This window comes from Helicobacter apodemus, assembly GCF_003097575.1.
In the GTDB taxonomy this organism is placed as follows: Bacteria; Campylobacterota; Campylobacteria; order Campylobacterales; family Helicobacteraceae; genus Helicobacter_D; species Helicobacter_D apodemus.
The window spans coordinates 1,323,438-1,347,162 of sequence record NZ_CP021886.1; the positions used below are offsets into that span (position 1 = coordinate 1,323,438).

Below are 23,725 nucleotides of genomic sequence, written 5' to 3' on the forward strand. Positions count from 1 at the left end.
CTCCTTTTATATTAATTTATCTATATTTACCCGCATATTCTTCAACAAATTTGACATTATCTTTTGTTATAAATGCTGGTCCAGTAAGAATCTCATCTTGACTAGGCAACATCCCATAACGAACATATTTATTTAAGAAAATAACCGGCAAATAACCCTGTAAATAAGGTTGTTGATCAATTGTAAAAGCAATCATATCGTTTTTAATAGCATTTACGGTATCCTTGCTCAGATCAAAAGCCACAAAATAAGGTTTATTATTTAATTTCTTGTTTTTAAGCAAATTGATCACAGGTTCAGTGCTTTGTGGTCCTGTTGTAAGAATTGCATCTACTTTTGTTAAAAAAGGTTCAATTCTTTTTTGAATCTCTGTAGGATCTTGTCCCACATCAACCATATCATTTTTAATACCTAAACCATCGGCAAATCCTTGACATCTTTGTTCTTGCAAAAAGTTAGTAATATCATGATTTGCACATACAAAACTTTTAATAGCATCTCCTCTCTCTTCTTTTACTTTTTGTCCTGCCAACAAACCAGCACGGTATTCATTCATTCCAATAAACATTGAGATTCCTAATTCTTTTGTGTATTCCTGTCCAGAATTAACATTAATCACAGGGATTTTTAAATCAATAGCTCTTTTTATCTCCTTGCTTAAAGAATTCCTGTCTCTAATAGTAACAACAATACCATCGGGTCTTTTTGAAATTGCTGATTGCATTAATCTTGCCAACTCCGTTAAATCTCCTGTTGGGGAATTGCGATAATCTGTTTTGATATTTAGTTCTTTACCCGCATCTTGAAAACCATTTTTCACAACATTCCAAAAAGGATCAGTATCCTTCCCACCACTAATAAACACGATATTGACATCCTTTGCTAAAGCCATACAACAAAATATGCTAACTATTAAAAACTTTTTTAACATCACTAACACTCCTTATCACTATTTAAAAATAAAATGTTATTGTTATTATGATAGAACTTCATAAATAAAGAAAAGTATTTTGAAAATTTGTAACAAACTTGATTTGTGGCAGTGTATTTTTGTAACATATATTTTTGATAATATTAAGATTTCTTTTATGTATATTGTCAATTTTTTAACATTTAAACTATAGTTTTAAAACACAAATACTTAAAAAGGGAGAATGTCATAAATACCATATATTCTTTATTGAAATTTGCCAAATAAAAATAGTTTGACATACTTTATTTGGTATTCATTGAAGTGCTTTATGTATCACAAAAATAGATATTCCTAAAATTAAAAATATATTTAGCAATAAAGAAATGAGATGAATAATTTTTATAGGATGCTAAGTGAAATTTTATTAAAGTTTTCATGACTTTAAAGAATATTAAAGGTTTAAGAGAAATAACTTAAATTATTTTAAGGGCAATTTCAATACAAAGTATTTTTGCAATATTTTAATTTTAAGGATGTGATTCTTATGGAAATTATCAAAGCATTAGTCAATGGAAATTTTATTGAGAGCCAAACAAAGCAATTTGTTGATGTGCTATCTCCACTCACTCAAGAATGTATAGCCAAAGTTCCTTGTATGCTAGAAGAGGAGATTAATGAAGCAATTAAGTTCGCTAATGAGGCTTATTTACAATGGAAAAATACGCCTATTATGGCACGAACAAGAGTTATGTTAAAATACCAAGCATTAATAAAAGACAATTTAGAAGAGCTTGCTACAATTCTTTCAATGGAACAGGGTAAGACTTTTGATGATGCTAAAGGCGATTTGACACGTGGCTATGAAGTTGTAGAATTTGCTTGTTCTGCACCCACTTTAATGATGGGAGAAACCATTGAAAATGTCGCAAAAGAAATGAATACATTTTCTTATAAACAACCTTTAGGCGTATGTGCAGGAATCACACCTTTTAATTTTCCGGGCATGATTCCTTTATGGATGTTTCCTTTAGCTATTGTCGCTGGTAATGCTTTTATATTAAAACCTTCTGAAATGGTTCCAAAAACTGCTATGAGATTAGCTGAATTATTTTTAGAAAGTGGAGCACCCAAAGGATTATTACAAGTTGTCCATGGACAAAAAGAACAAGTAGATATGCTTTTAGAACATCCTCTAATAAAAGCTTACTCCTTTGTAGGCTCTCCAAAAGTCGGAGCCTATATTTATTCAAAAGCTACTCATAATCTTAAAAGAGCTCAAGCTTTAGTTGGGGCGAAAAATCATATGGTAATTATGCCTGATATTGATGAAACACAAGTAATTAACGCTCTAATTGGTGCTTCAATGGGTGCAGCTGGACAAAGATGTATGGCTATATCCGTTGCCATTTTTGTTGGTGATTCTAAAAAATATATTCCACGCCTAATAGAAAAACTAAAAGCTATTAAACCCGGTGCTTGGAATGATCCTAATGCAGCTTATGGTCCGCTTATTACTAAAGCATCTCTTAAGCGTGTAAAAGATCTAATTGAAACAGGCATTAAAGAAGGAGCAAACCTAATACTAGATGGTCGAAATATTCAAGTTGAAGGTTATCCAGATGGAAACTGGCTAGGTCCTTGTGTTTTCGCTCAAGTAAAAACACATATGGAGATTTACAAAAGAGAGATTTTTGCTCCTGTCTTATGTATCATAGAAGTCAATAATATCTATGAAGCTTTAGAAATTATTAATCAAAATGAATTTGGTAATGGCACTTCAATTTTTACGAATTCACTCTCCTGTGCAAATTACTTTATAAAAGAAGTAACTGTAGGGCAAGTCGGGGTTAATGTACCTATTCCTGTTCCATTACCTTTCTTTTCATTTACAGGTTGGAAAGGTTCATTTTATGGAGATTTACACGCTTATGGAAAACAAGCGATTAATTTTTATACCGAAACAAAAACTGTTACGCAAAAGTATTTCTTGGAAGAAAACAAGGAAGATATTGTTTTCAATTTTCAAGAAAATCACTCTAAGTAATAAATTATGTTTTATTATCAATATATTCATTAAAGGGTATTATTTTTATGTATGGAGATTCTGCTTTAAGTTTAGTTGTTCCTCTTTGTGTGATTGCACTTGTATTTATCACCAAAAGAGTAGTTTTGTCTTTATTTATTGGTATAGCTATAGCCGGTGTTATGGTAACTTATCATAACGCTACCACAAATGGGAATTCGTTTAATATTGGTAGTCTATGGGATGTGCTTGTTTATATTTATAAAAGCATTTCTAGTGTTTTTTATAGTTTTGATGAAACTGGTAATATTCAATGGGAAAGTTCTAATCTCTATGTATTTGGCTTCTTAATCATCTTAGGAATCATCACACAAATGATAGCCTACTCTGGAGGAATAGCCGCTTTTGTGCAATGGGCAAGGAATAAAGTCAATACCGCAAAGGGTTCAGAATTTTTAGCTTTTATTGCTGGTATTGTAATTTTCATTGATGATTATTTTAATGCTTTAACCGTTGGACAACTCACAAAGTCTTTAAATGATGCTAATCACTCTACACGTGAGAGACTTGCTTATATTATTGATTCAACCTCAGCCCCTGTATGTATTTTAATGCCTATTTCAAGCTGGGGAGCCTATATCTTAGGAATAATGGCAACATTAGGTGAAGGGCAAGATTTTTTTGTTTTGCTCTCAAGTATCTGGGGGAATTATTATGCTTGGTTTGCTCTTTTTGCAGTTTTTTTGACCATTTATTGGCAAATAAATCTCCCTGCTATGAAAAAATACAAAAATAGAGGAGTTCGTGACTTTCTCTCTACCACCCAAAAAGAAGGTAGTCATATAGGATTATTAATTATCCCCATTTTTGCTTTAATTGGTTTTATTACACTTTTGATTTTATGGACAGGCTATAAAGAAAGTGGTAAGCTTGATTTATTGGAAATGTTAGCAAATACTCAAACAGGATTCTCTCTCTTTTGGGGCGGATTTGCAGCTTTAGTCCTTAATCTTTTAATTTCGTGGAAATATTTAGAAAAAAGAGCCTTCTTCCCTATTTTCAAAATAGGCACTTATTCGATGATTCCGGCAAGCTTTATTTTGGTGCTTGCTTGGAGTATTGGTCCAGTTATCAAAGGAGATATGCAAACAGGAATCTACTTAGCCAATCTTACAAAAGTCTGGCTAGAGGGCGGGGTAGGCTATGCTTCTGTAGCTATTCCTTTAGCAGCTTTTATTATCTCTGCATTTATTGCATTTTGCACGGGCACAAGCTGGGGAACTTTTGCAATTATGCTACCTATTGGTTTAAATTTAGCAACCACTAATAATGTAGAATTTGCATTTGTAATGTCTGCTGTGCTTTCTGGTGCTGTTTATGGAGACCACGCTTCACCTATTTCAGATACTACAATATTATCAGCAACAGGTGCAGGTTGTTCGGTAGAAAGCCATTTTATCACACAATTGCCTTATGTAAGCACAACCGCTTTAGTAGCTTTTGTTAGCTTTGCTATAGCAAGTTATTTTAATTCCATTCTATTAGGCTATGGATTGGGTGTTTTACTATTATTGGGAATTTTTGGATTGTATAAGAAAGCCTACGCTTAATTAAACAAGCAAATTGGTTGCGCCTTTCAACCAATAGCGTAAATTTATAATAACAAAGAATTTTTCACGCTAAAGCTATAAGGTGTATCCTCTAATGTGCTTTTGAGATTTTCTAGCACAAAGTCTTTGAAACTCTCGCTTGTGAGCATTGGAACTCTTTTATCTTTTGAGATTCCTGCGGTGTATTATAATTTTTGCATTAAAGTAATTAAGATATGGATTTAAGCTGATTTTGTATCTCCTCCTCTGTAAGATATATGCCAATGATTCTTTGTAGGCTGCTACTATCGCCAAGTTTGATAAGCATATCTCCATTGCCTGTGAGCTTTTCTGCTCCTGTTTCATCTAAAATAATTTTAGATTCTTTATAGTTACTAACCTTTAGGGCGATTTGACTAGGCAGATTTGAGCGCAAAACTCCAAGTGTGTTGAAATCTGGTCTTTGCGAAGCTACGATAATGTGAATCTTGCTCTCTCTACCCTTAACGCCCAACCTTTTAAGAAAATGCAAAACCTCTTTATCTTGCATAATGAGGTCATTTACCTCATCAATGATTAAAATTTTATATGAGAAATTATCCCAACTTTGACCTTGCTCGTGGGCTGCATAGCGAAAATCCATTTCCTTTGCAAGAGATTCTACAAAAGCATTTGCGCTATCTACATCACCTAAAATCTCTATATTTTCCCTGCCACTAAACTCTGCAAAACTTGCTCCCGCCTTTGGGTCAATGATAAAAATCTCAATATTTTGATTGCGCAATAAACACAAAAGTATGTTTTTTAAAAGTATACTTTTTCCACCTCCTGTTTGTCCTGCTACAAGCAAATGTGGCGCAGCTTTTAAATCAAAGCAAACAGGCTCTTTCTCCACACTCATTCCGGCAAAAACGCCAAGTTCAAAATTTTGCTTATGCAAAACTTCTAAGCCTTGCTTAAATTCGGACAAACCAAGTTTTCGCCATTGCTCTTTAGGCTTTGAAATCTGCACACTATATGTTCTACTGATGCCCTTAACTTGCTCAATACAAATGCTCTGCCCTAACTCACCATCAAGATATTGACTTTTTGTTTTAAAGGCTTGAATCTTAGCAGAATCCAAAAGCTCAATTTTGCAAATATGATGCCGATAGGAATCCTCTTCATTTATCAGTCTAATGCCAATTCCTTGTTTTTTGAAATAATCTTGCAGTTTAGGAAAGTAACCCGCATCATTGTTTTTGAGATTTTCTTTTATTTGCCTCTCTTGCTTAAAAGATAAAGATAAATTATCCAAACACCATTGATAAAAGCAATCACTTGATTTATAGGTATTATCAAGCTCATAAAGCCCCCTTTGAATATAGCGACTTAAAATCTTCAAATATTCTTTTTCATCACTGAAAATATCTTTTTTCTCCCTATCTAACTCCTCTTTGTGCTTGATATACAGCATTGAGCGAATGAGCAAATCAAAATCCTCTTTTTTGTCCTTGCCCTTGCCTGTGATTTGCTCTAGGTGATATTCTTTGCCTCTCTCTCCCTCTAGCCTTTTGCGTTCCCAATCTGGAGATTCTAATGGCAAACAAGGTACATTGAGTGCCCAAGCTAGAGCCACTCTTAAAGCAAAATATTTTGAAAAATCATTTTCTTCTTTGAAGTCAAACCCTTCTCTCACTCTACTTATCACAAGTTCTTCGCGATGATTTGTATTAAAATCTGCCATTTTCTCTCCTTATAAAATTTCTTCTTTTCTTGCCCTTTTAATAGTGGCGTGTTTTCTATCTGCTTGGTTATCTATCTTATAGAGTTGCGCAAGGTAACGCTCTGCATATCCATATTCCCTCTCTCCCATTTCTCCACTATGGGGCAGAATAATCACCTGTGCATTGCTCGTATAATAATTTTGTATAATTCTTGCCCTATTTTCCCTATCTATCCTGCTTAGTGGTGTATCAATGATAATGGGTAGATTAGAGTTTGATAATTTGCTTAAAGCCCAAAAAATCGCAATCGCTAGAATCTGCTTTTGCCCACTGCTTTGATTTTCTACAATAATAAGTTCTCCATTTTCATCTTTGAGTGTTATTTCAAAATCCTCACGAATGCTTAATTCCTTGATATTATCATTGGGTAAAAGTTTTTGATAATTTTCCAAAATAAGTGAATGCAGCTCATCTCTTAGCTTATCATTCAACTTTTCTCTATATTGAATTAAGCTAGTTTTTAAAGATTCCAAAATCCTTAACTTACTATCAATGCGCTCTGTATTGATATTTTGCTTTAAAGAATCAATCTCTTTATCAAGCTGTTCTTTTGTTGATTCTAATTTTCTTAAATCATCTTTTAACCTTTCTTTTTCCTCCTCTTTTTGGGATTTTTCACTCTCTAATGCGCTTACTTCCTCTTTGAGTGCTTTTTGTTTTTCTCTTGTGCTATCATCACTGCTTAATTCATCTATGTAATTTTTTACTTGTGCGAGTTTATTTTTTGCGCTTTTTATCTCTTTTATATCTTGTGTTAAACCCACATTTTCAAGTCTTGCTAAAGATTCTCTTAATGGCATAAGCATATTATGCGTAATAAAAGAATGGGCAAATCCCTTGCTTTCTAGCTTATTTGGAAATTTATCTATAATCTCTTCTATGCTTTTTATATCAAGTGCTTTAAACAACTCGCTGTTTTCAAGCTCTTCATTCATAAATGCTTTAAATTCAGGTAAAAGCCTTTTAAGTGTTTCAATATCACTTGCAGAATTGTTTGATTGTAATTTTTGTATTTGCGCTCTTAAATCTTGCAAAAGTGCTTCGTTACTTACAAAAATCACACTTTTTATGCTTTCCTTTAATCTCTCTTTTAAAGCAACAAGTTCTTTATCCAACTCATTTTTTTCGCCAATAAGCTCTGCTTGTTCTTTGCTAGAATCTGCACTTAGTTTTTCAATCCTTTTTTGTGTTTGTGTTATTAGGCTAGACTTTTCCTCAATAAAATGCTCAATGCTTTTAAGTTTTTCTCTGTTGTGGCTCAAGTCTAACTCACATTTTTGTCTATCTTGTATTTTGTCCTCAAGTGCGTGTTGTTGCTCTTTGCTCGTTATTTCTCTTGTCATTAGCTCATCTTTATAATTGTGAATTTGTTTAATGAGCGTATCTAATGGCTTAATTTGCAATATTTCCTCAATTTTTCCTTGAAACTCTTTGCGCAAATTATTACTCAATTCTCCCAATTCCTCGCCATCAAAAAAGAAAAATTCTGTTAAATTTGGAGGTAAAATTGTGCCAATTCTCTCTTGTGCTTCTTCGTCATTCAAAATTTCTTTATCAAGATTTAATATTAATTTTTCCTCAATTTCACCATAAACATTTGTAAAAGCACGAGTGAGGACAAAGCTTTTATCTCCCAAAGTGCCCTCAAAAGAGATAAAAAAATCCTCTAATCCCTCTTTTGTCGCTGCTTTGTTTAAGATTCCAGCCCAAGTTTTTGAATCGCCTCTAAGTAATTGTCTAGTCGATTTAATATGCGGTGCAAATCTTTGGATAACATTTGGAATCTCTGCTTCTTTCACACCAGCACCCAAAAAAAGCAATTTCGCGCAACGGATAAAGCTTGTTTTGCCAAAGCCATTATTGCCATAAATGCAATAGAGATTCTTTCCCTCAACCTTTTTAAACTCTATCTCCACTTTTCCATAGTAAGCAAAAAGATTGGAAATGGTGATTTTTGATATAAACATTTATGCCTCCTTTCTTTGCTTGCTTGTTTTATCTTCTACAAGCTTTTCTATTTCTTTCTTTATTTTGCTTGAAGCATTATTTTTACCCCTTAAACCTGTGGTATTATAAATGTCTATACAAGTGCTAATGAGATTCTCTAGCTCTTTAGAATCCAGCCTGTCTGCCACTTCTGCCAAAATCTCCTTATGCAAAACCCTGCTTTGTTTTAATTTTTCATCTTTCATTCGTCCTACCTCCTGTGCAAGTTGTATTGCTTTATTTTCAAAATCAAATTCCTTGTTCCACTGCTCTTGTATCGCATAAATTTGTGAATCTGTGATGAGCCTACTGCCGCCATTTTGTATAAATTCTTGCTCTGTTTGCAAAAGTCTTTTTAGAATCTCCACACGAATATGGCTTAAAAATGGACCAAGTCCTCCAACCTTATACACCGCTCTGCCATCGCGTTTATAATCTGCCCTTGCATTGCAATCCTCCCTTAAATCTTTAATGTAATTTCTAAATTCATTGAGGGGTTTTAGATTCTCCTCTCCAGATTCTATAAAACCCTGCATTGATTTATCCTCACTTACCACCGTGCATACCCAGCAACCAAATCTTGAGCCACCACAACTGCTTTGACTTAAATCTGTGATAAACTGACACTCCTCACCACTTGCTTTGGCATAGAGCAAAAATAATTCGCTATGGTCTTTGTCCCACAAAGGCTTATGTGTGCTAAGATACGCCCATACTTCATCGGTGTTCCACTCTGCAATGGGTGAAAAAGTAAGCGTATCGGGGAAGTCGTGATGTTGGGAATAACCCTCTTCGTTTAGGATTCTCTTTTCTATGGATTTTTTACGATTGCTTGATTCTGCCTTTCTTGAACCTAGTATCAAAAGAGCCGAGCCATATTTTTGTGTGATTTTAGCAACTTCTGCTTTAGTTGGAGTGATTTTCAACCTATCAGTGCACCACCGAAAAGTCCTTGTCGGGCTAGGGTAACCTTTGCCAATGAGATTGACCCAAAAATCATCTTTCAAGCTTGGGCTAACTTGCAGGATTTCAAAGGGGATATTGTTTTTCTTTGCGTGGGAGTTGATAGAATGGATTACTTCTTTTAAAAATCTATCAATATGTGGGGCTTCTACAAGCGTATTTGAAGCAATGGCATAAGTCTGTCTCCTTTGATGTGGTTGCAAAGAGACGAGCATTTCATAGACAAGTTGCAACGCACAAGTAGAATCCTTACCACCGCTAAAAGCAACAACCCAAGTGCGCTTTGAGGCAAGAAATTTAGTTTGTAGTTCCTCTAAGGTAGATTGAATGAGTGAAAATTTATTTTTAGGATTTTGTGGGCTTGAGATAGGCTCAAAGCCATTTTCAAAGGCTTCCATTATCCCGCATTCTAAATAGTAAATGGTATTTAAGGGATAGAGTGAGATAAAATTTTGGTTTTGAATGATATTTTGGGCTAGGGTTTTAGATTTTTTAGAGCTAAAGCAGACGATGAGGAGAGGCTTGATAGAGGTATTTTTACCCCCCCCCCCCGCTAAATGCTCTAAAGATTCTATGATTTCTCCCTCATCTTTTGCGTGGAATGAACCTTGTAATTGTGCGCTCAAAAAGGCTTGGGTTGAACGAATATCAAATATATGAAAGTGGGGCAATCCATTTTCTTGCAACAAAGAAAGCGATAAGCCTTCAGCAATAATATTTCCCATTTTCACGCCTCCAAAAAGTGTATTATAACATTAATCATCTAAATTACGCATATTCTAGTGGCATTTCACTGCTTGATAGCTTTTGTAGATTCTTTCTAACTTTAGTAACTAAGTTTTGTATTCAAATCTTTCTATATAGCTACATTAGAACATCTTAAGGTTGTGTTTGTTGGGTGCGCAAAAGCTCCTTTTCATATTCACTCGGTGGATAGAGTAAAATAGTTGGACGCCTACAAATAACTGGAAAGGAATAGGCGGTGGAAGAAAGTGTGCTTACAAATACAATGGCTCGACTAAACTCTTCTTCGTTTAATCGCGGTTCATACTCGTAATATACAAAATTCTCCCTCCCTATAAGTTCTCTCACAAAATCATCCTCTAAATGCTTACATTCGCAATGTGATGGGTCTGGCTTAAAAAGCACACGGAACCCCTCATCCAAAAGCATATTAATAAGATTGTGGAATCCCTGCAATAGATCAGTATAAGGCGTGGAGGATATAAAAACTATCGTATCCCTCACAATATCATGCTTCACTTGCATTTTGCTCTGCTTATCAATACTTGGATAACCCCCTTTGATAAAACGCGGGGAGGGATTTGGGAATATATCATAAAACTTCTGTCGCTCTAGCACTTTATCATAAATACTATTAAAATGGATATTGATATAAGAAGCCCAATTAAAGGAGAGATTCTGTGCTTCGCAGTAGCTTCTAGGCAAAAGCAGAGCATTATGTAACTGCTCCATACTTGTAAAAATCTTTAAACTCTTAACTGCACTATTTACCTTAATCGCATCGGCTTGTTCAATCAAAAATGGAAAAAAATCTAAAGCTTCTAAAAACTCAAATTCAGCAACAATATAATCCTCTCCACTTTCATCTAATTTGGCTTTAAGTCCGTTAAACCAACGACTTGAAAAAGCAATTATATAGATAATTTTAAAGCCACACATTTTTAGCCTCTCTAGTATGTCCCCTAAGTGTTTTTGCTCTAATTCATAACCATTTTAACATTATCGCAATGAGTCGTTTTTCTCCTGCAAACTTTGTTTTGAAGTGTGTATTTATGCGATTTGCTATTAACTCTATGCCATTAAAACATTCTGTAATGCCACATTCAAGAGCGTTTTGTAACAATATGTCAAAATAATTAGGTGATGAGAGTAGAAGCTGTGCGTGATTCTCGTTTATTGCTTGTATGATTTTGAGTGCATTGGATTTTAGGGAAGTGGATGATTCTTTATCGTCTAAAAACTCGTAGGAGTGAGTATTTATATTATTCTGCCCCCCCCCCCGCTTGGATAAATAAAATAGTGCATCATTACTCCTTTATATTAATATGATTCTATCAAAAGAAACTTGAATGCAATTGTAAGGTATTTTCTTGCTTCATTCTAGTTCCTTTTAAAAATTCATTATAGAAATATCACAACTTTAGATCTACTTTTAAAATCTAAAAATTCAGATTTAGTTGCCAGATTAAATAAAAAAATACAAAAACTTAAGTATAAGCTCTATCGCAAAACTTCTCCTAAAAATAAAAAATTTATCATTAATGTTGGTATTAGATAATGTTACACTTATAACCCCTTTAGTTAATCCACTGCTTTTAGACAATAGCAAAGACTTTCAAAAGTTAAAAGAATAATCTCCTAAGAAAGTGAGGATAATATCACCAATTTTTCGAGACAAGAATCTTAATATTTTGCAAACAATGGTTTCTTTATATTAGTATCGCTTTTATTGCGATTTTTTTCTATTTTCTCTTAAATGGTTAAAAGATGATACATTAGAGAAGTTATGATAAGTATTTTTCGGGGATTTTTATGTTTGCAGCCTTTTGCGCTTTATGTCTTTATACCCCTATTATAATTTCTAATCCAAAGGATTAAACCATCATTTCACAAACATCACAACTTAAAGCTTTATACTAACTACAAACATTCCACCAAAACTACAATATAAACATTTTTACTTTCATCCAAACTTAAAGAATTTTGTTTATTTTCTCTGTTTGCAAGAATACTTCTGCTTACTTTAATAAAAAGCTTACAAGAAAAAATCAAACAAAGACCAGGCAATCTTTATAAAACCTCATTGCACCTCTAAGCTTCCCATCATTCCTAAATCTTCGTGCTCTAAGATATGGCAATGATACATCCGTATGCCTTTGAAGTTCTGCACCATTCTTAGCCGCACTTCTTCATTAGGACGCACATTGATTGTATCCCTTAAACTTCGAAATGGTGCTTTTGTTACTATCCCATTGAGCTTTGAACTTATAAGTTCAAATTGTGTGCCATGTATGTGAAAGGGGTGGTCCATATCAGAATCATTAATAATAACCCACTCCTCCACTTCATTAAGCTTAGAATACAAATCAGTGCGTTTAATATCAAAGCTTTTTCCATTAAGTTGAAACATTGAAACCAAAGCTGTTTTAATTTCTTTTTCATTGTTATCGTTTAAGCCTTGCATTGCTACCATATTTGCTTCACTCATTATAATTTCTTTAAAGGCCTTTGGGGGTTTAAGTGGCTCGAATTTTCTCAAAGTTTGAGGAAATTCGTTAAGAGTGTATTGTAAAGAAATATCCGCAAGCACAAGACTATTTTGGCTTTCTTTAGTAAGCATTTTATTCCTATTGTAATAGAGACTTTCAAGTTTAAATTTGCCTTTTTGTGTAGGTTTTATAAGCACTTCTACACGTGAAGCAGGATTTAAATAAATCTCCTTAAGCGTTTGGGCTTGTTCTAAAAGTCCTCCATCTGTCCCAACAAGGATAAATTCTGCTCCTTGAATACGCAAATTAAGATAACGTGCAGCACAACAATTATAAATGCGGATTCGTTGAATTTCGTTACAAATTATTTGAGGTTGAAACTGCCCATTAATTAACACAAATTCTCCCTCTCGTCCATCCACCCAATCAGAAAGAGTATTTTCAGGGATTTGAGCTTTTTCATCAAGACGCAAATCACTTATCATTAAATCCTGTTCTTTTAAATGCGATAAAACATCTTTTTTTGCTTTAACGACAAAAACTCCTGCCAAACCTCTAGCAACTTGTTTTGAGGTTAAATAATGTGGGTGCGGATGATACCAATAAGTGCCTGCTGAATTTTCAGGTAACTTAAAACGATATATTCTTTCTCTATTTGGTAAAATAGGATCGTGCGGGTTCCCGTCTTGTTCAGGAGACACAGGAAGCCCATGCCAATGAATGGTTGTAGCTTCTTTAAGTTTGTTTTTTACGAGAATTTCAACCGTATCGCCTTCATACACTTCTATCTTAGGTCCTGGAACCAAGCCATTATAAGTAAAGCAAAGCGTTTTCTTACCTTTAACGAATTCTTTTTCACTTTCTGCAATTATTATACTTGCACGAAAAAAATTTTTCTCTTTGCTTTCATTTTCCAAAAGTTTTAAGGGAGCTAAATTTTCTCCACTTAGAAAGACTTTTCGATTTAAAAGCCTGGTATTATCTGGAGCAAATTGGATAAAAGAAGTATCAATATCACCCATATTCATAGCACCCATATTGTGTGTCATAGGCATATTCATCATATTTTTCATATTATGTTCTGACATCCCGCTTGCTGCATAACCTAAAGAAGCACTTGCTAAAGTAAGGGCATTAAACTGCAAAAATTGCCTTCTATTCATTGTTTTCTCCTTATATATTTTGATTTTTTCAAGAAATTTTTATTATAAATATTTCACTTAAACATTAGGTAAATATTTTTAAATTTAACTACAATTTATTCATTTTACTATAATTGCAATTCCAAGGAAAAATATACCAACTACCAACCTAATATATCAAACAATTTTAGTCGCTTATTAAATTCTTTTATGGTAAAATATTTATAGTTGTCTCACTACTAGAATATTTGTTTTAGCTGCTTGTTAAATTCTTTTATGGTAAAATTGCTAAGTTATTAGGCGTTATCCCCGTTGGGTTTTAGCTGCTTGTTAAATTCTTTTATGGTAAAATTTAGTCCATAACACCATCAACAATGTAGAGTTTTAGCTGCTTGTTAAATTCTTTTATGGTAAAATTCTACGTGTGGAGATGAGTTCTCGTAAAAGGTTTTAGCTGCTTGTTAAATTCTTTTATGGTAAAATTTTAACTTGTTTGAATAAAGGACAAACAAAGTTTTAGCTGCTTGTTAAATTCTTTTATGGTAAAATTAAAGGTTAGTACAAATGATGGTAAAATATGTTTTAGCTGCTTGTTAAATTCTTTTATGGTAAAATCTTAAGCTTATATTATTCAAAAGCTTCTAAGTTTTAGCTGCTTGTTAAATTCTTTTATGGTAAAATAAGTTGAATATCTATACCCTTTTCTTTAGAGTTTTAGCTGCTTGTTAAATTCTTTTATGGTAAAATTAGATGTGTTTTTTGAGGCTAGATATTCTGTTTTAGCTGCTTGTTAAATTCTTTTATGGTAAAATTTCTATTTGTATTTTTGTTTGCGAGTGTTTGTTTTAGCTGCTTGTTAAATTCTTTTATGGTAAAATACATTATTTTAGAATGTCTAAAATGTTTATGTTTTAGCTGCTTGTTAAATTCTTTTATGGTAAAATCCATATTGTTATAACTATCATTCAAAGACAGTTTTAGCTGCTTGTTAAATTCTTTTATGGTAAAATTAAAAGCCAGAATAAACGATTGTTTTTTTAGTTTTAGCTGCTTGTTAAATTCTTTTATGGTAAAATAAGGCAATCGTGGGTTAAAAAACGCTGCAAGTTTTAGCTGCTTGTTAAATTCTTTTATGGTAAAATTGGGGGACTAAAATCCCGGGCATTACTGTTGTTTTAGCTGCTTGTTAAATTCTTTTATGGTAAAATACACTTTCCAAATTATCGTATTTTGCGGTATTTGAAAGACTTTAAGGGTGTAAAATATCCTAAATGAGTGATTTTTAAGAAAATCTAAGATATAATCCTAAGGAATTTAACAAGCGGCTAAAATAAGGGAAGTGAGCTTCCTGCAGGGTTAAGCTAACACAAGGGTGTTAGCCTAGTTAATCCCTAAGCTCACCCGTTTTATTTTTTAGCAAAGATTATCTCCTACTTAAAAAGTTGATTTATTTTCTCTAAAACATTCTTTAATTGCAAATCTTTTAGTGTCAAAACCAACCTTCAAAAAAGCGTAAGTTGTCTTGGTGCATTTGCTTTTTCGTTTTCACTTCTACCGCCTAGCAATAACCGCATATTATCAAATTGTTTTTCAGTAAGGATTAATGCCCTAATATGCCCTTTGGGAGGCACAATCAAACCTACCTTATCCAAATAATTATTGGCACTTGCTACACCTTTGCAGATTCTCATATACACGCTATATTGCAACATCATAAATCCATCTTTGATAAGACTCTTACGGAATCTCGCATAATCTTTACGCTCTTTCTTGCTACAAGTTGGCATATCAAACATCACTAACACTCTCATAAATTTTTCTTCCATCACTCTTTTCCTCGCAAAATAGCGGCAGTCTAAGCTTAAGATTTTCTCTCTCAAGGCATTTCACTACACTTTGCGCACTCACCACACCCGCGCGAGTAAGTGGATAAAGCTTATTTTCTATCATAACCGCACTCTGCAAAATACTTACCAGCTTTACGCGATTTTGCAAACTTAAGCTCTCCTCTAATTCCCCAACTTCAACCATCTGCACGACAACAGAATCCGCAAAGATTCTATAAGGTTCTATCAAATCATCTGCTAGATTAAAAGCATTAAACTGATTTTTATGATTGAATCCTAGTGCAGGATTTAGTCCGCTTACACAAAGGCTTCTTGTAATCACTCCTCGCATAATTGCATAAGCGAAATTTAGTGCAGCATTTATCGTTCCCATTTTGCCATTTTCAAAGATTTGCACCTTGCGGGAGAAGTTTTTGCCAAAAAGAGCCTTGAAATAAATTGCTGCGGCTTTAGCTTCGTTATTGCTTGAATCTCCTAAATTCACACTTTTTGCTAAAGATTCTAATTCCTCACTTTCTTTTTTGTTTTGCATTTTTAGCAAAAAGGCTTGATTATTAATTTTTGCCTTCACTATTTGCTGCCACAAAATCGCCTTTCTTTGTTTGCTCAAGTTAATTTGGGATTGCAACACGCTAAAACTTCTAAAATGCCCTAAAAATGGCATAAATAGCCCACTTGGTAGGTGGGATTCATCGCAGGTAAAAACAACGATTTTATGCAGAGCAAACGCATTTAGCAGTGCATTAGTAAGCGTGATTTGATGAGATTCTAACATCACGCACAAAATATCCACAAGCGGAATCTTTACATTTTCTTTGTCCTTTTGGGCTATGCAAAGATGTTTGTCTTGTAGGCTTAAGTAAGCAGGTGTGCTTAAAAATAAGGTGCGAAAGGCTGAATCAAACATTTCTCGCCCTCCTTATAGAATCTTAGCCTTTTCGTTTAAGACTGCTTTTGAGCTTAATCCCTTGGCGAGATTCAGGCACTGCCTTTTGCACTTTTCCCAAAGGAGAGACTTGCCATTTTTCAAAGATTTCAAGGTTTTGGATTGATATTAAACTCTTATCTAATATTTTTTGATTATTTTCAAGCTTCACTTTAAATATTTTTTCTTGATTGCCATTTAAATTGTCTGCCCTATTATCGTGCTTGACAATTTCTATTGAAGCACCAGAAGTTTTAAATCTTTTAAAATAACAAAACTCCGCCTCTTTCATTTTCTTTTTCTTCACCTTAATTAAATCGTCTTTAAAAAGACTAAAGCAAAAATCATAGTCAGAATCCATTTCTATCCAATCTTTAATTACGCCGTCTTCATCTTTACCTGTGGCTACTGCTTTATTGGGCCATTCTCCGAATGCAAAGTCCATTGTGTAGATTGGCACAGCATAGAATTTGCCTTCTTTGTGTTTAAAAATATCTACACGCACCATTGCACCATTACTCACAATTTTTGTGCCTATTCGGCGGATTTTCCCAAGATCAATCGCCCTTTGCACACCCTGTTTCCCGCCATAACTTTTTAAAAGTTTTTCGTCCTCAAAAGAATAGAATGTCTCCTTGTGTAACGCCCCTCTAGCCCTTTTTCTAGGAGGTTTGGAGACAAAAATAGAATCAAGTTTTTTTAGCACCTTATCTCTAAAATTCTCACAAGGCTCAAAAAATGCTTTTTTAGCTTTGTATTCCGATTCTGCAATTTGCTTAGCATAGAATTTTGCTTTATTTTGTTCTTGATTTTTCCTAAAATTTGCAAATGCTTGAATCATTGTATCATTTACATAAGCTAAGATGATTGCATCCACTGCGTGGTGGAGGTGATTGTTTCTATCCTTATCGCCCAAGCCCCAATAATGCCGCAAGGTTGCAGTCAAGCTTCCGCTTACCACCTCTATATGCACACTGCTACCCTTTTCTCCTGTGATGGTTACTTCATTTTCCCTTAAATCTTCAAATTTTAGGCAATGATTCGTCCATTGACTTGCTAATCTTGCAATATAGCCTGTATCAACGATATTCCTTGCAAGAAATCCGCCCTCTTTATCCTTAAAGTTTGTATTGCTGATTCTTCTCTGTTTTTGTTTAGGGAGTTTTGCGCTAAGGCTTAGAATCCTATCCCATTTCTCTTTATCACTTCCAAAGGCTTCAAAGGGTGTTTTATTAAGCTTATTTTGATTTTCTTTTGAAAAAACAAGCACCTTATTCATATAGCTATCATCAAAACTGCGTGAGTAAGGATAAATATGGTCAATTTGTAGCTTGTTAGAATCCTTTAAATCCTCCGTTGTAATTTTCTTGACACTATACGCACAATATTCCCCTTGCTCTATCCAAAGCTTCATTTTAAGAATATTTGCACCATTAAGACGCAAGTCTAATTTCTCACATTGTTTGATTGCATTTTGGTTTGCTTCAAAATGTTCTCTTTGTTCCTTTTCATATTTTTGCCTCTCTTTTGCACTTAGTTTTGCTTCACGCGTAAATTCTAAATGAATCTTATGCACTTTTCCATATTTTTTTAAAAGTGCGTTTAGCACCTTCCGATACTCACTTAATGCCCTTGCCACAACAGGATTTGCTAAATAGGGTTCATACTCTTTTAGTGGGATTAAAAACTCGCCCTTTTGCTTATGCTTTCTATGCTCTTGCAATCCTGCCTTTTTCACCGCCTCATCATAGCGCAACCCCTCACGCATCAAGGGTAGGATCTTATCAAGTGCCTTCAGGCTTAAATCAATATGTTTTGCAAAATTCAAATTACTTAGGGCTTCTACTTGCTCCTTGCTTAATGCGGGATAGTTTCGTAATCTTTCAGCTAAGTTTTCTTTGCTTTTAATGAGGGCAATATGAGTAGCAATCAAATCTAGCTCTTTTCTATCAAAAGATTCAAGACTCACCTCTATTGTTTTTTTCGTTTTCTTGTTAGCTTTTTGTTCAGTCTCTCCACCCATTGCTTTTTTAAAAGCTTTAAGATTCTTTAGCTCAATAAACTTTGCCTTTTCCGCTTCTTGCACTCCTTTGGTATAATCTAGTTTAGGATCTTTAGCAAATAAAATTGACTCATTAAGTTTAAGGATTTTTCGCAATTCTTTATAACTCATCTCGCCTTTATCAAGCACGATTTTTAGAATCTCTTGAATCTTATCTTTGCCATAGGTTTCACCAATACCAAGATTCTTACTTTTTTCCTCAAGGTTTTTTAAGGTGTTGATAATGCGTGTGAGAGCAACAAATTCCATAACACTTAAGGAATCTTTGGGTGCGCGATTTTCATTTTCATAAAATACACATTTGCCGACTTTATCTTCAAAACTCTTTAAATCTCTTTGGTAAAAGGCTGTTTCCATAATTGCAGAGGCAAAATCTAGCTCTTTTGTCTTATTGTTTTCGGTAGCAACCTTATAAAGCTTCTCACTAAAGGGGAATCCAAATTCTCTTTGCTTTGCAAAAATAAACTCTAGCTCATCTTTTAACCATTCTTGTCGCATTGTGTGCTGATAATTGTTGGTTGTATTACGGATTCTTTGCCCTTTGTCCTGAAACTCTTTATAGAGGTATTTACCAACCAAAAAGATAGTTTTATTATTAGTTTCATCATTGGTTTGATAATTGATTTGATAATTTTTAAGTAATGTTTCATTTTGATACAACGCCTTTAGCACTTTCTCTTGCTCTTTTTTAGAATCTCCATTTGTTGTGGTAGATTCTTTTTCTTGTGGGACTTTTTCTGCTGCCTTTTTTGCTTTCTCCTCTGCTTCTAAATCGCGTTTTGCGTGTTTGTTCCCATAGCCACGATGTTTGGCAATGTGTAAAATCACCCGCGCTAAGTCTTTAGGCTCTAACTTTTGCTCCAAAGCAAGAGAGCGCAATTCATAGGGGCTTTTGGTATCTTTGGTTGTCTCATATGCCTTTGGTAATTCCCCATCATTTGCAAAATAATCGCTTAAATTTAGCCCAAACTCTTTACAAAGCAATCTTTTAATCACATTAAGCCTAACTTTTCTCCGTGCTAATCTTCGTCTAACCCCTCGTGCTTCTCTACGCGGAGCAGCAAGTGAATCACCATTTTCTGGATTCTCCGCTTTAGTGAAGATTCTCACCCCACAATCTTTTAATTTTTCTCCCTCTACATAAGCCCAACCAATGCTTGTAACGCCTATATCAAAACTTAAAATTTTCACCTGTAAACCCCTTTTAGATTAAATTCATCAATAATACAATAAATACCATTAATAATAACTCTTAATTTTTCTATTAAACCTATTACCCTAAATATCAATAACCCACTACAAAAATCAATAAAAGTGAATTTATTCCCTTGCTTTGCCCGCTATTATAAACCGCAAAGCATTAAGCTTTATAAATCCTGCCGCATCCTTTTGGTTATACACAGAATCCTCTTCAAAGGTGCTATAAGCCGCATTAAAAAGCGATCGCTTAGATTTCCTGCCAAGAATAGTTACATTCCCCTTATAAAGCTCTAATCGCACTTCCCCCTCTACCTTTTGTTGTGTTTTATCAATTAAGGCTTGTAAAGCCTCTCTCTCTGGGCTAAACCAATATCCATTATAAATCAAACTCGCATATTTTGGCATTATTTCATCTTTCAAATGCGCTTCTTCTCTATCAAGACAAAGGGATTCCATAGCACGATGTGCTTTAAGGTAAATAGTCCCCCCCGGCGTCTCATAACAACCCCTAGACTTCATACCTACATAGCGATTTTCGACTAAATCTAACCTCCCTATACCATTATTCCCGCCTAATTCATTAAGTTTAGCCCAAAAATTTGCTGGACTTAAAGCCTCTCCATCAATAGCCACTCCATCTCCATTTTTAAAGCCAATAGTAATAATAGTTGGGGTATCGGGTGCATCTTTTGGTGAGACGCTCCAACGCCACATATCTTCATTAGGTGCGACATTAGGATCTTCTAAGATTTGCCCCTCATAACTAATATGCAATAAATTTGCGTCCATTGAATAGGGGGATTGATTTTGTTTTTTTTCTATAGGAATCCCTGCAGATTCCGCATAAGCAAGTAATTTCTCACGACTATTTAAATCCCATTCTCTCCAAGGAGCGATAATCTTAATATCTGGCTTCAAAGCATAAGCCCCAACCTCAAAACGCACTTGGTCATTTCCCTTACCTGTCGCTCCGTGTGCAATAGCATCCGCTCCTACTTTTGTAGCGATTTCTACCAATCTCTTAGCTATCAATGGACGCGCAATGCTTGTCCCTAAGAGATATTCACCCTCATAAATAGTATTTGCCCGAAACATAGGGAATACAAAATCCCTAATAAACTCTTCTCTCAAATCTTCAATAAAGATATTTTCGCTCTTGATTCCTAGCTTCTCTGCCTTTGCTCTTGCGGGTTCTACTTCTTCACCTTGTCCAATATCAGCAGTAAAGGTTACCACCTCACAATGATAATTATCCCCAAGCCATTTTAAAATCACACTCGTATCAAGCCCCCCACTATAAGCAAGAACTACTTTATTAACCGATTGCTTCATTTTCACTCCTTAAAAGTTTTCATAATTATATCACGAACGATAAATTAATATTCTTTTGGCTACAATTATACAAAAACAAGGAGATAGATGCGGATTGACAAATTCCTCAATGCAGTAAATATAACAAAACGACGCACCATCGCTCAAGATATGATAGACAATAAAGTTATAAAAATAGCTGGAATCCCTGTTAAAGCAAGTCGCAATGTGAAAGTTGGAGATATTATTGAAATTGCTTATTTAGAAAAATCAAGATTTTTTGAAGTGTTGCAAATCCCCTCCCAAAAAACTATTAAAAAAGAAGAATCTCCTCTTTATTATAAAGAGATTCAAAAACCCAATTAAGGAAAGATTATGTTTTATTGTGCGGGAGATATAGAGACTTTCTCATTTGCAAAACCCATTGGCATAGGATTAATACAAAGTAGCATTCAGCTAACTTATTCTATTTATAAGGATAAACCTAATGAAATTATTTTCATTGGAACTTGTGGTTGTTATGATGATTCTAAAAGCCTTTTAGAGGTTTTTGAATCTAAAAGTGCTAGTAACATCGAGTTATCCTTTTTACAACAACAATCCTACACACCTTTAGACAACTGCATTACCCTAGAAAGTGTTTCACATGAAACACTATCACAATCAACCCCCATAAAATCATCAACTCTAGCAACTACATTAGCACAGATAATCAGCTAACAAAAAATCTACTAAAATTTGGAATTGCTTATGAAAATATGGAGTTTTTTAGTATCTTACAGGTAGCAAAGTATTTTAATTTACCCGCTCTTGGAATATTTTGCTCTACTAATCACATTCATAAAGAATCGCATCAAGAATTTCTAGCCAACCATAAAATAGCCATGAAAAAAATAGAATCCTATGTTAAAGACAGACAAAATGGATAAACTCTATATTTTTAACTACACTTTAGAAGAATTTGCAAAATCCCTCAAAGAGCATTTTCCCGCATTTAGAGCCAAACAAATTTACCACTGGCTCTATGTGCATTATGAAAGCCACTTTGAAAATATGGTTAATCTACCCAAAGACTTAAGAGAGTTTCTAGCACAAAACTATACAAGCACATCTACAGCCTTATTAAAAAAGGAAGAAAGTAAAGATGGGAGTATCAAATACCTCTTTAAAACCTATGATAATCATAGCTATGAATCGGTGCTAATAAGAATGAAAGAGGATAAATTTACGCTTTGCCTTTCCTCACAAATTGGTTGCAAAGTGGGCTGTAGCTTTTGTCTCACTGCTAAAGGAGGATTTATCCGCAACCTAGAAGCAGGAGAAATGGTTTATCAAGTTTTTGCTATCAAAAAAGACCAAAACATTCCACCAAACAAGGCTATTAATATTGTTTATATGGGTATGGGGGAACCTTTAGATAATTTAGAAAATACCGCAAAATGTATCCGAATATTATCCGAGCTTGATGGCTTAAATATCTCACCGCGTCGTCAAACTATCTCTACTAGCGGAATCGCACCAAAAATCAAAAAATTAGGGGCTCTCAATCTAGGAATCCAACTTGCAATTTCTTTACACGCTGTTGATGATGATTTACGCACAGAGCTTATGCCCATCAATAAAGCCTATAATATCCAATCTATCATTCAAGAAATCTCAAACTTCCCTCTTGATAGCAGAAAACGCATAATGTTTGAATACCTCATAATTGATAATCTCAATGATGATTTAAAAAGTGCGAAAAAGCTCGTAGCCTTGCTTAATAAAATCAAGGCTAAGGTCAATCTCATTTATTTCAATCCTCATCAAGGAAGCCCCTATAAAAGACCCAGCAAAGAAAAAGTAGAAGCCTTTAGAGAATATCTCCTCCAAAAGGGACTTTTATGCACCATTAGAGAATCCAGAGGCTTAGATATAAGTGCTGCTTGTGGGCAACTTAGAGAAAAAGTGCAAGAGCAAATAGAAGTCAAGGTATAGACAAAATGAGTAGCTTAGATATTGTTTTGGTGATTTTTCTAACTTTTGTCTTTATCATAGGAATGGGAGCCTTTTTGTATTATGCTTATAAAAAATAAACCCTTATAATTATAAAGAAGCCAATGCATAAACAATAAGCTATCTAACACTTCATACCGCTTAAATACTAATCTAATCCTAATTTTGGGCTTCCACCTATGTTAAAAAAGGCACAAGACGAATTTAGACTGCTTAAAATAATTGCATTGCCCAATTTATAGAATATATTTAACATCAAGCCTATTACTTTTTATCTATTTCTACGCTATGACAAACAATTGCTTAGATTCCCTGCATAATATTATTTTCATATTACAACAAGCCTTATGATAAACCCTTATAAATTCTAAAAATCCCCATACAAATAAGAAAAAACTATAAAGAGCATAAAAGCTATCACCACTAATACAAACAAACACAAATAATCTTTATTTTTGCATAGCATAAAGGATTCTATAAGGCTACCAATAAGGCTTTCTAACATTACCAACGCCAACCGTGTATTCCAACTCCACTATTAATTGGATGTCTTTCATTAAAAGCACCCCAAGTGGTATATCTAATCCCCCAACATTACACCTTGCTTTATTCCCCAAGCTACAATAGGTGCGATTCTATCTTGTTGCATTCTTTCCACAGCTTCATTAGCATTGGCTACACCAATAAACCCTAAAGCAAAAATTGCAGTTAAAAACACTTTTTTCATTAGAATCTTCTTTAAAAATATTTTGTTAGGCTTCAAACTCTAA

General features: G+C 34.1%; 17 protein-coding genes and 1 CRISPR repeat array. Of the genes, 6 read left to right on the forward strand and 11 right to left on the reverse strand.

The annotated features are described in order from the left end of the window. Nucleotides 1-16: 16 nt before the first annotated feature. On the reverse strand, nucleotides 17-931 hold the full coding sequence (locus tag CDV25_RS06545; protein WP_108911270.1) for a sugar ABC transporter substrate-binding protein: 915 nt from the start codon (nucleotides 929-931) through the stop codon (nucleotides 17-19). Between the two features lie 526 nt (nucleotides 932-1,457). Between CDV25_RS06545 and CDV25_RS06550 the strand changes: the two genes are divergently transcribed. Next, nucleotides 1,458-2,957: a CoA-acylating methylmalonate-semialdehyde dehydrogenase gene (locus tag CDV25_RS06550; RefSeq protein ID WP_108911271.1), complete on the forward strand. Its 1,500-nt coding sequence runs from the start codon at nucleotides 1,458-1,460 to the stop codon at nucleotides 2,955-2,957. 47 nt (nucleotides 2,958-3,004) lie between these two features. Continuing rightward, nucleotides 3,005-4,546, forward strand: a complete 1,542-nt coding sequence (locus CDV25_RS06555; protein ID WP_108911272.1) for a Na+/H+ antiporter NhaC family protein — start codon at nucleotides 3,005-3,007, stop codon at nucleotides 4,544-4,546. 208 nt (nucleotides 4,547-4,754) lie between these two features. On the opposite strand, the gene CDV25_RS06565 is transcribed toward CDV25_RS06555, so the two are convergent. The 9 genes from CDV25_RS06565 to CDV25_RS06605 all read right to left on the reverse strand — a co-directional run bounded on the left by CDV25_RS06565 (nucleotide 4,755) and on the right by CDV25_RS06605 (nucleotide 20,981). Next, entirely contained in the window at nucleotides 4,755-6,251 is a 1,497-nt protein-coding gene (locus CDV25_RS06565) for an FtsK/SpoIIIE domain-containing protein (RefSeq protein ID WP_108911273.1), read from the reverse strand. A 9-nt stretch (nucleotides 6,252-6,260) separates the two neighbouring features. Beyond that, nucleotides 6,261-8,258, reverse strand: a complete 1,998-nt coding sequence (locus CDV25_RS06570) for an AAA family ATPase (protein WP_108911274.1) — start codon at nucleotides 8,256-8,258, stop codon at nucleotides 6,261-6,263. Continuing rightward, a complete protein-coding gene (gene dndC / locus CDV25_RS06575) occupies nucleotides 8,259-9,965 on the reverse strand; it encodes a DNA phosphorothioation system sulfurtransferase DndC (RefSeq protein WP_108911275.1) in 1,707 nt (568 codons plus the stop codon). It lies immediately after the preceding gene. A gap of 154 nt (nucleotides 9,966-10,119) precedes the next feature. Next, entirely contained in the window at nucleotides 10,120-10,923 is an 804-nt protein-coding gene (locus CDV25_RS06580) for a hypothetical protein (RefSeq protein WP_108911276.1), read from the reverse strand. Nucleotides 10,924-12,064: 1,141 nt separating this feature from the next. Beyond that, the gene (locus tag CDV25_RS06585; protein ID WP_108911277.1) at nucleotides 12,065-13,636 is read right to left on the reverse strand and encodes a multicopper oxidase family protein; all 1,572 of its coding nucleotides are present in this window, start codon (nucleotides 13,634-13,636) and stop codon (nucleotides 12,065-12,067) included. 163 nt (nucleotides 13,637-13,799) lie between these two features. Further along, nucleotides 13,800-14,824: a CRISPR direct-repeat array (repeat unit 37 nt; unit sequence GTTTTAGCTGCTTGTTAAATTCTTTTATGGTAAAATT). A gap of 293 nt (nucleotides 14,825-15,117) precedes the next feature. Then, nucleotides 15,118-15,441 (reverse strand): CRISPR-associated endonuclease Cas2, encoded by a 324-nt coding sequence (gene cas2, locus CDV25_RS06590; RefSeq protein WP_239056332.1) that lies wholly within the window; start codon nucleotides 15,439-15,441, stop codon nucleotides 15,118-15,120. Next, nucleotides 15,404-16,369, reverse strand: coding sequence for a type II CRISPR-associated endonuclease Cas1 (cas1, locus tag CDV25_RS06595; protein ID WP_108911278.1), 966 nt, complete (start codon nucleotides 16,367-16,369; stop codon nucleotides 15,404-15,406). Before cas1 ends, cas2 begins: the two co-directional genes overlap by 38 nt. A gap of 22 nt (nucleotides 16,370-16,391) precedes the next feature. Then, nucleotides 16,392-19,640: a type II CRISPR RNA-guided endonuclease Cas9 gene (gene cas9, locus CDV25_RS06600; protein ID WP_108911279.1), complete on the reverse strand. Its 3,249-nt coding sequence runs from the start codon at nucleotides 19,638-19,640 to the stop codon at nucleotides 16,392-16,394. A 129-nt stretch (nucleotides 19,641-19,769) separates the two neighbouring features. Further along, nucleotides 19,770-20,981: an argininosuccinate synthase gene (locus CDV25_RS06605; protein WP_108911280.1), complete on the reverse strand. Its 1,212-nt coding sequence runs from the start codon at nucleotides 20,979-20,981 to the stop codon at nucleotides 19,770-19,772. Nucleotides 20,982-21,068: 87 nt separating this feature from the next. Here CDV25_RS06605 and CDV25_RS06610 point away from each other — a divergent pair, with 87 nt between their 5' ends. The 4 genes from CDV25_RS06610 to rlmN are packed head-to-tail and all read left to right on the forward strand — an operon-like array spanning nucleotide 21,069 to nucleotide 22,937. Next, complete coding sequence (locus CDV25_RS06610; RefSeq protein WP_108911281.1) at nucleotides 21,069-21,326, forward strand: RNA-binding S4 domain-containing protein; 258 nt, start codon at nucleotides 21,069-21,071, stop codon at nucleotides 21,324-21,326. A gap of 9 nt (nucleotides 21,327-21,335) precedes the next feature. After that, nucleotides 21,336-21,680, forward strand: coding sequence for a hypothetical protein (locus tag CDV25_RS10610; protein WP_239056333.1), 345 nt, complete (start codon nucleotides 21,336-21,338; stop codon nucleotides 21,678-21,680). Between the two features lie 38 nt (nucleotides 21,681-21,718). Further along, complete coding sequence (locus CDV25_RS10615) at nucleotides 21,719-21,889, forward strand: hypothetical protein (RefSeq protein WP_239056334.1); 171 nt, start codon at nucleotides 21,719-21,721, stop codon at nucleotides 21,887-21,889. After that, on the forward strand, nucleotides 21,882-22,937 hold the full coding sequence (gene rlmN / locus CDV25_RS06620) for a dual-specificity RNA methyltransferase RlmN (RefSeq protein WP_108911282.1): 1,056 nt from the start codon (nucleotides 21,882-21,884) through the stop codon (nucleotides 22,935-22,937). The genes CDV25_RS10615 and rlmN overlap by 8 nt, the downstream gene beginning before the upstream one ends. 598 nt (nucleotides 22,938-23,535) lie before the next feature. Here rlmN and CDV25_RS10235 read toward each other — a convergent pair. Continuing rightward, entirely contained in the window at nucleotides 23,536-23,682 is a 147-nt protein-coding gene (locus tag CDV25_RS10235) for a hypothetical protein (protein ID WP_162550471.1), read from the reverse strand. Nucleotides 23,683-23,725 lie beyond the last annotated feature (43 nt).

Bases quoted from the DNA above. Each gene is read 5' to 3' on its own strand.
- CDV25_RS10615 (WP_239056334.1), top strand. From the start codon at position 21,719: ATGGAGTTTTTTAGTATCTTACAGGTAGCAAAGTATTTTAATTTACCC.
- CDV25_RS06545 (WP_108911270.1), bottom strand. From the start codon at position 931: ATGTTAAAAAAGTTTTTAATAGTTAGCATATTTTGTTGTATGGCTTTA.
- CDV25_RS06585 (WP_108911277.1), bottom strand. From the start codon at position 13,636: ATGAATAGAAGGCAATTTTTGCAGTTTAATGCCCTTACTTTAGCAAGT.
- rlmN (WP_108911282.1), top strand. From the start codon at position 21,882: ATGGATAAACTCTATATTTTTAACTACACTTTAGAAGAATTTGCAAAA.
- CDV25_RS06570 (WP_108911274.1), bottom strand. From the start codon at position 8,258: ATGTTTATATCAAAAATCACCATTTCCAATCTTTTTGCTTACTATGGA.
- CDV25_RS06565 (WP_108911273.1), bottom strand. From the start codon at position 6,251: ATGGCAGATTTTAATACAAATCATCGCGAAGAACTTGTGATAAGTAGA.
- CDV25_RS06610 (WP_108911281.1), top strand. From the start codon at position 21,069: ATGCGGATTGACAAATTCCTCAATGCAGTAAATATAACAAAACGACGC.
- CDV25_RS06605 (WP_108911280.1), bottom strand. From the start codon at position 20,981: ATGAAGCAATCGGTTAATAAAGTAGTTCTTGCTTATAGTGGGGGGCTT.
- cas1 (WP_108911278.1), bottom strand. From the start codon at position 16,369: ATGTTTGATTCAGCCTTTCGCACCTTATTTTTAAGCACACCTGCTTAC.
- CDV25_RS06580 (WP_108911276.1), bottom strand. From the start codon at position 10,923: ATGTGTGGCTTTAAAATTATCTATATAATTGCTTTTTCAAGTCGTTGG.
- CDV25_RS10610 (WP_239056333.1), top strand. From the start codon at position 21,336: ATGTTTTATTGTGCGGGAGATATAGAGACTTTCTCATTTGCAAAACCC.
- cas2 (WP_239056332.1), bottom strand. From the start codon at position 15,441: ATGGAAGAAAAATTTATGAGAGTGTTAGTGATGTTTGATATGCCAACT.
- CDV25_RS10235 (WP_162550471.1), bottom strand. From the start codon at position 23,682: ATGAAAAAAGTGTTTTTAACTGCAATTTTTGCTTTAGGGTTTATTGGT.
- CDV25_RS06550 (WP_108911271.1), top strand. From the start codon at position 1,458: ATGGAAATTATCAAAGCATTAGTCAATGGAAATTTTATTGAGAGCCAA.
- CDV25_RS06555 (WP_108911272.1), top strand. From the start codon at position 3,005: ATGTATGGAGATTCTGCTTTAAGTTTAGTTGTTCCTCTTTGTGTGATT.
- dndC (WP_108911275.1), bottom strand. From the start codon at position 9,965: ATGGGAAATATTATTGCTGAAGGCTTATCGCTTTCTTTGTTGCAAGAA.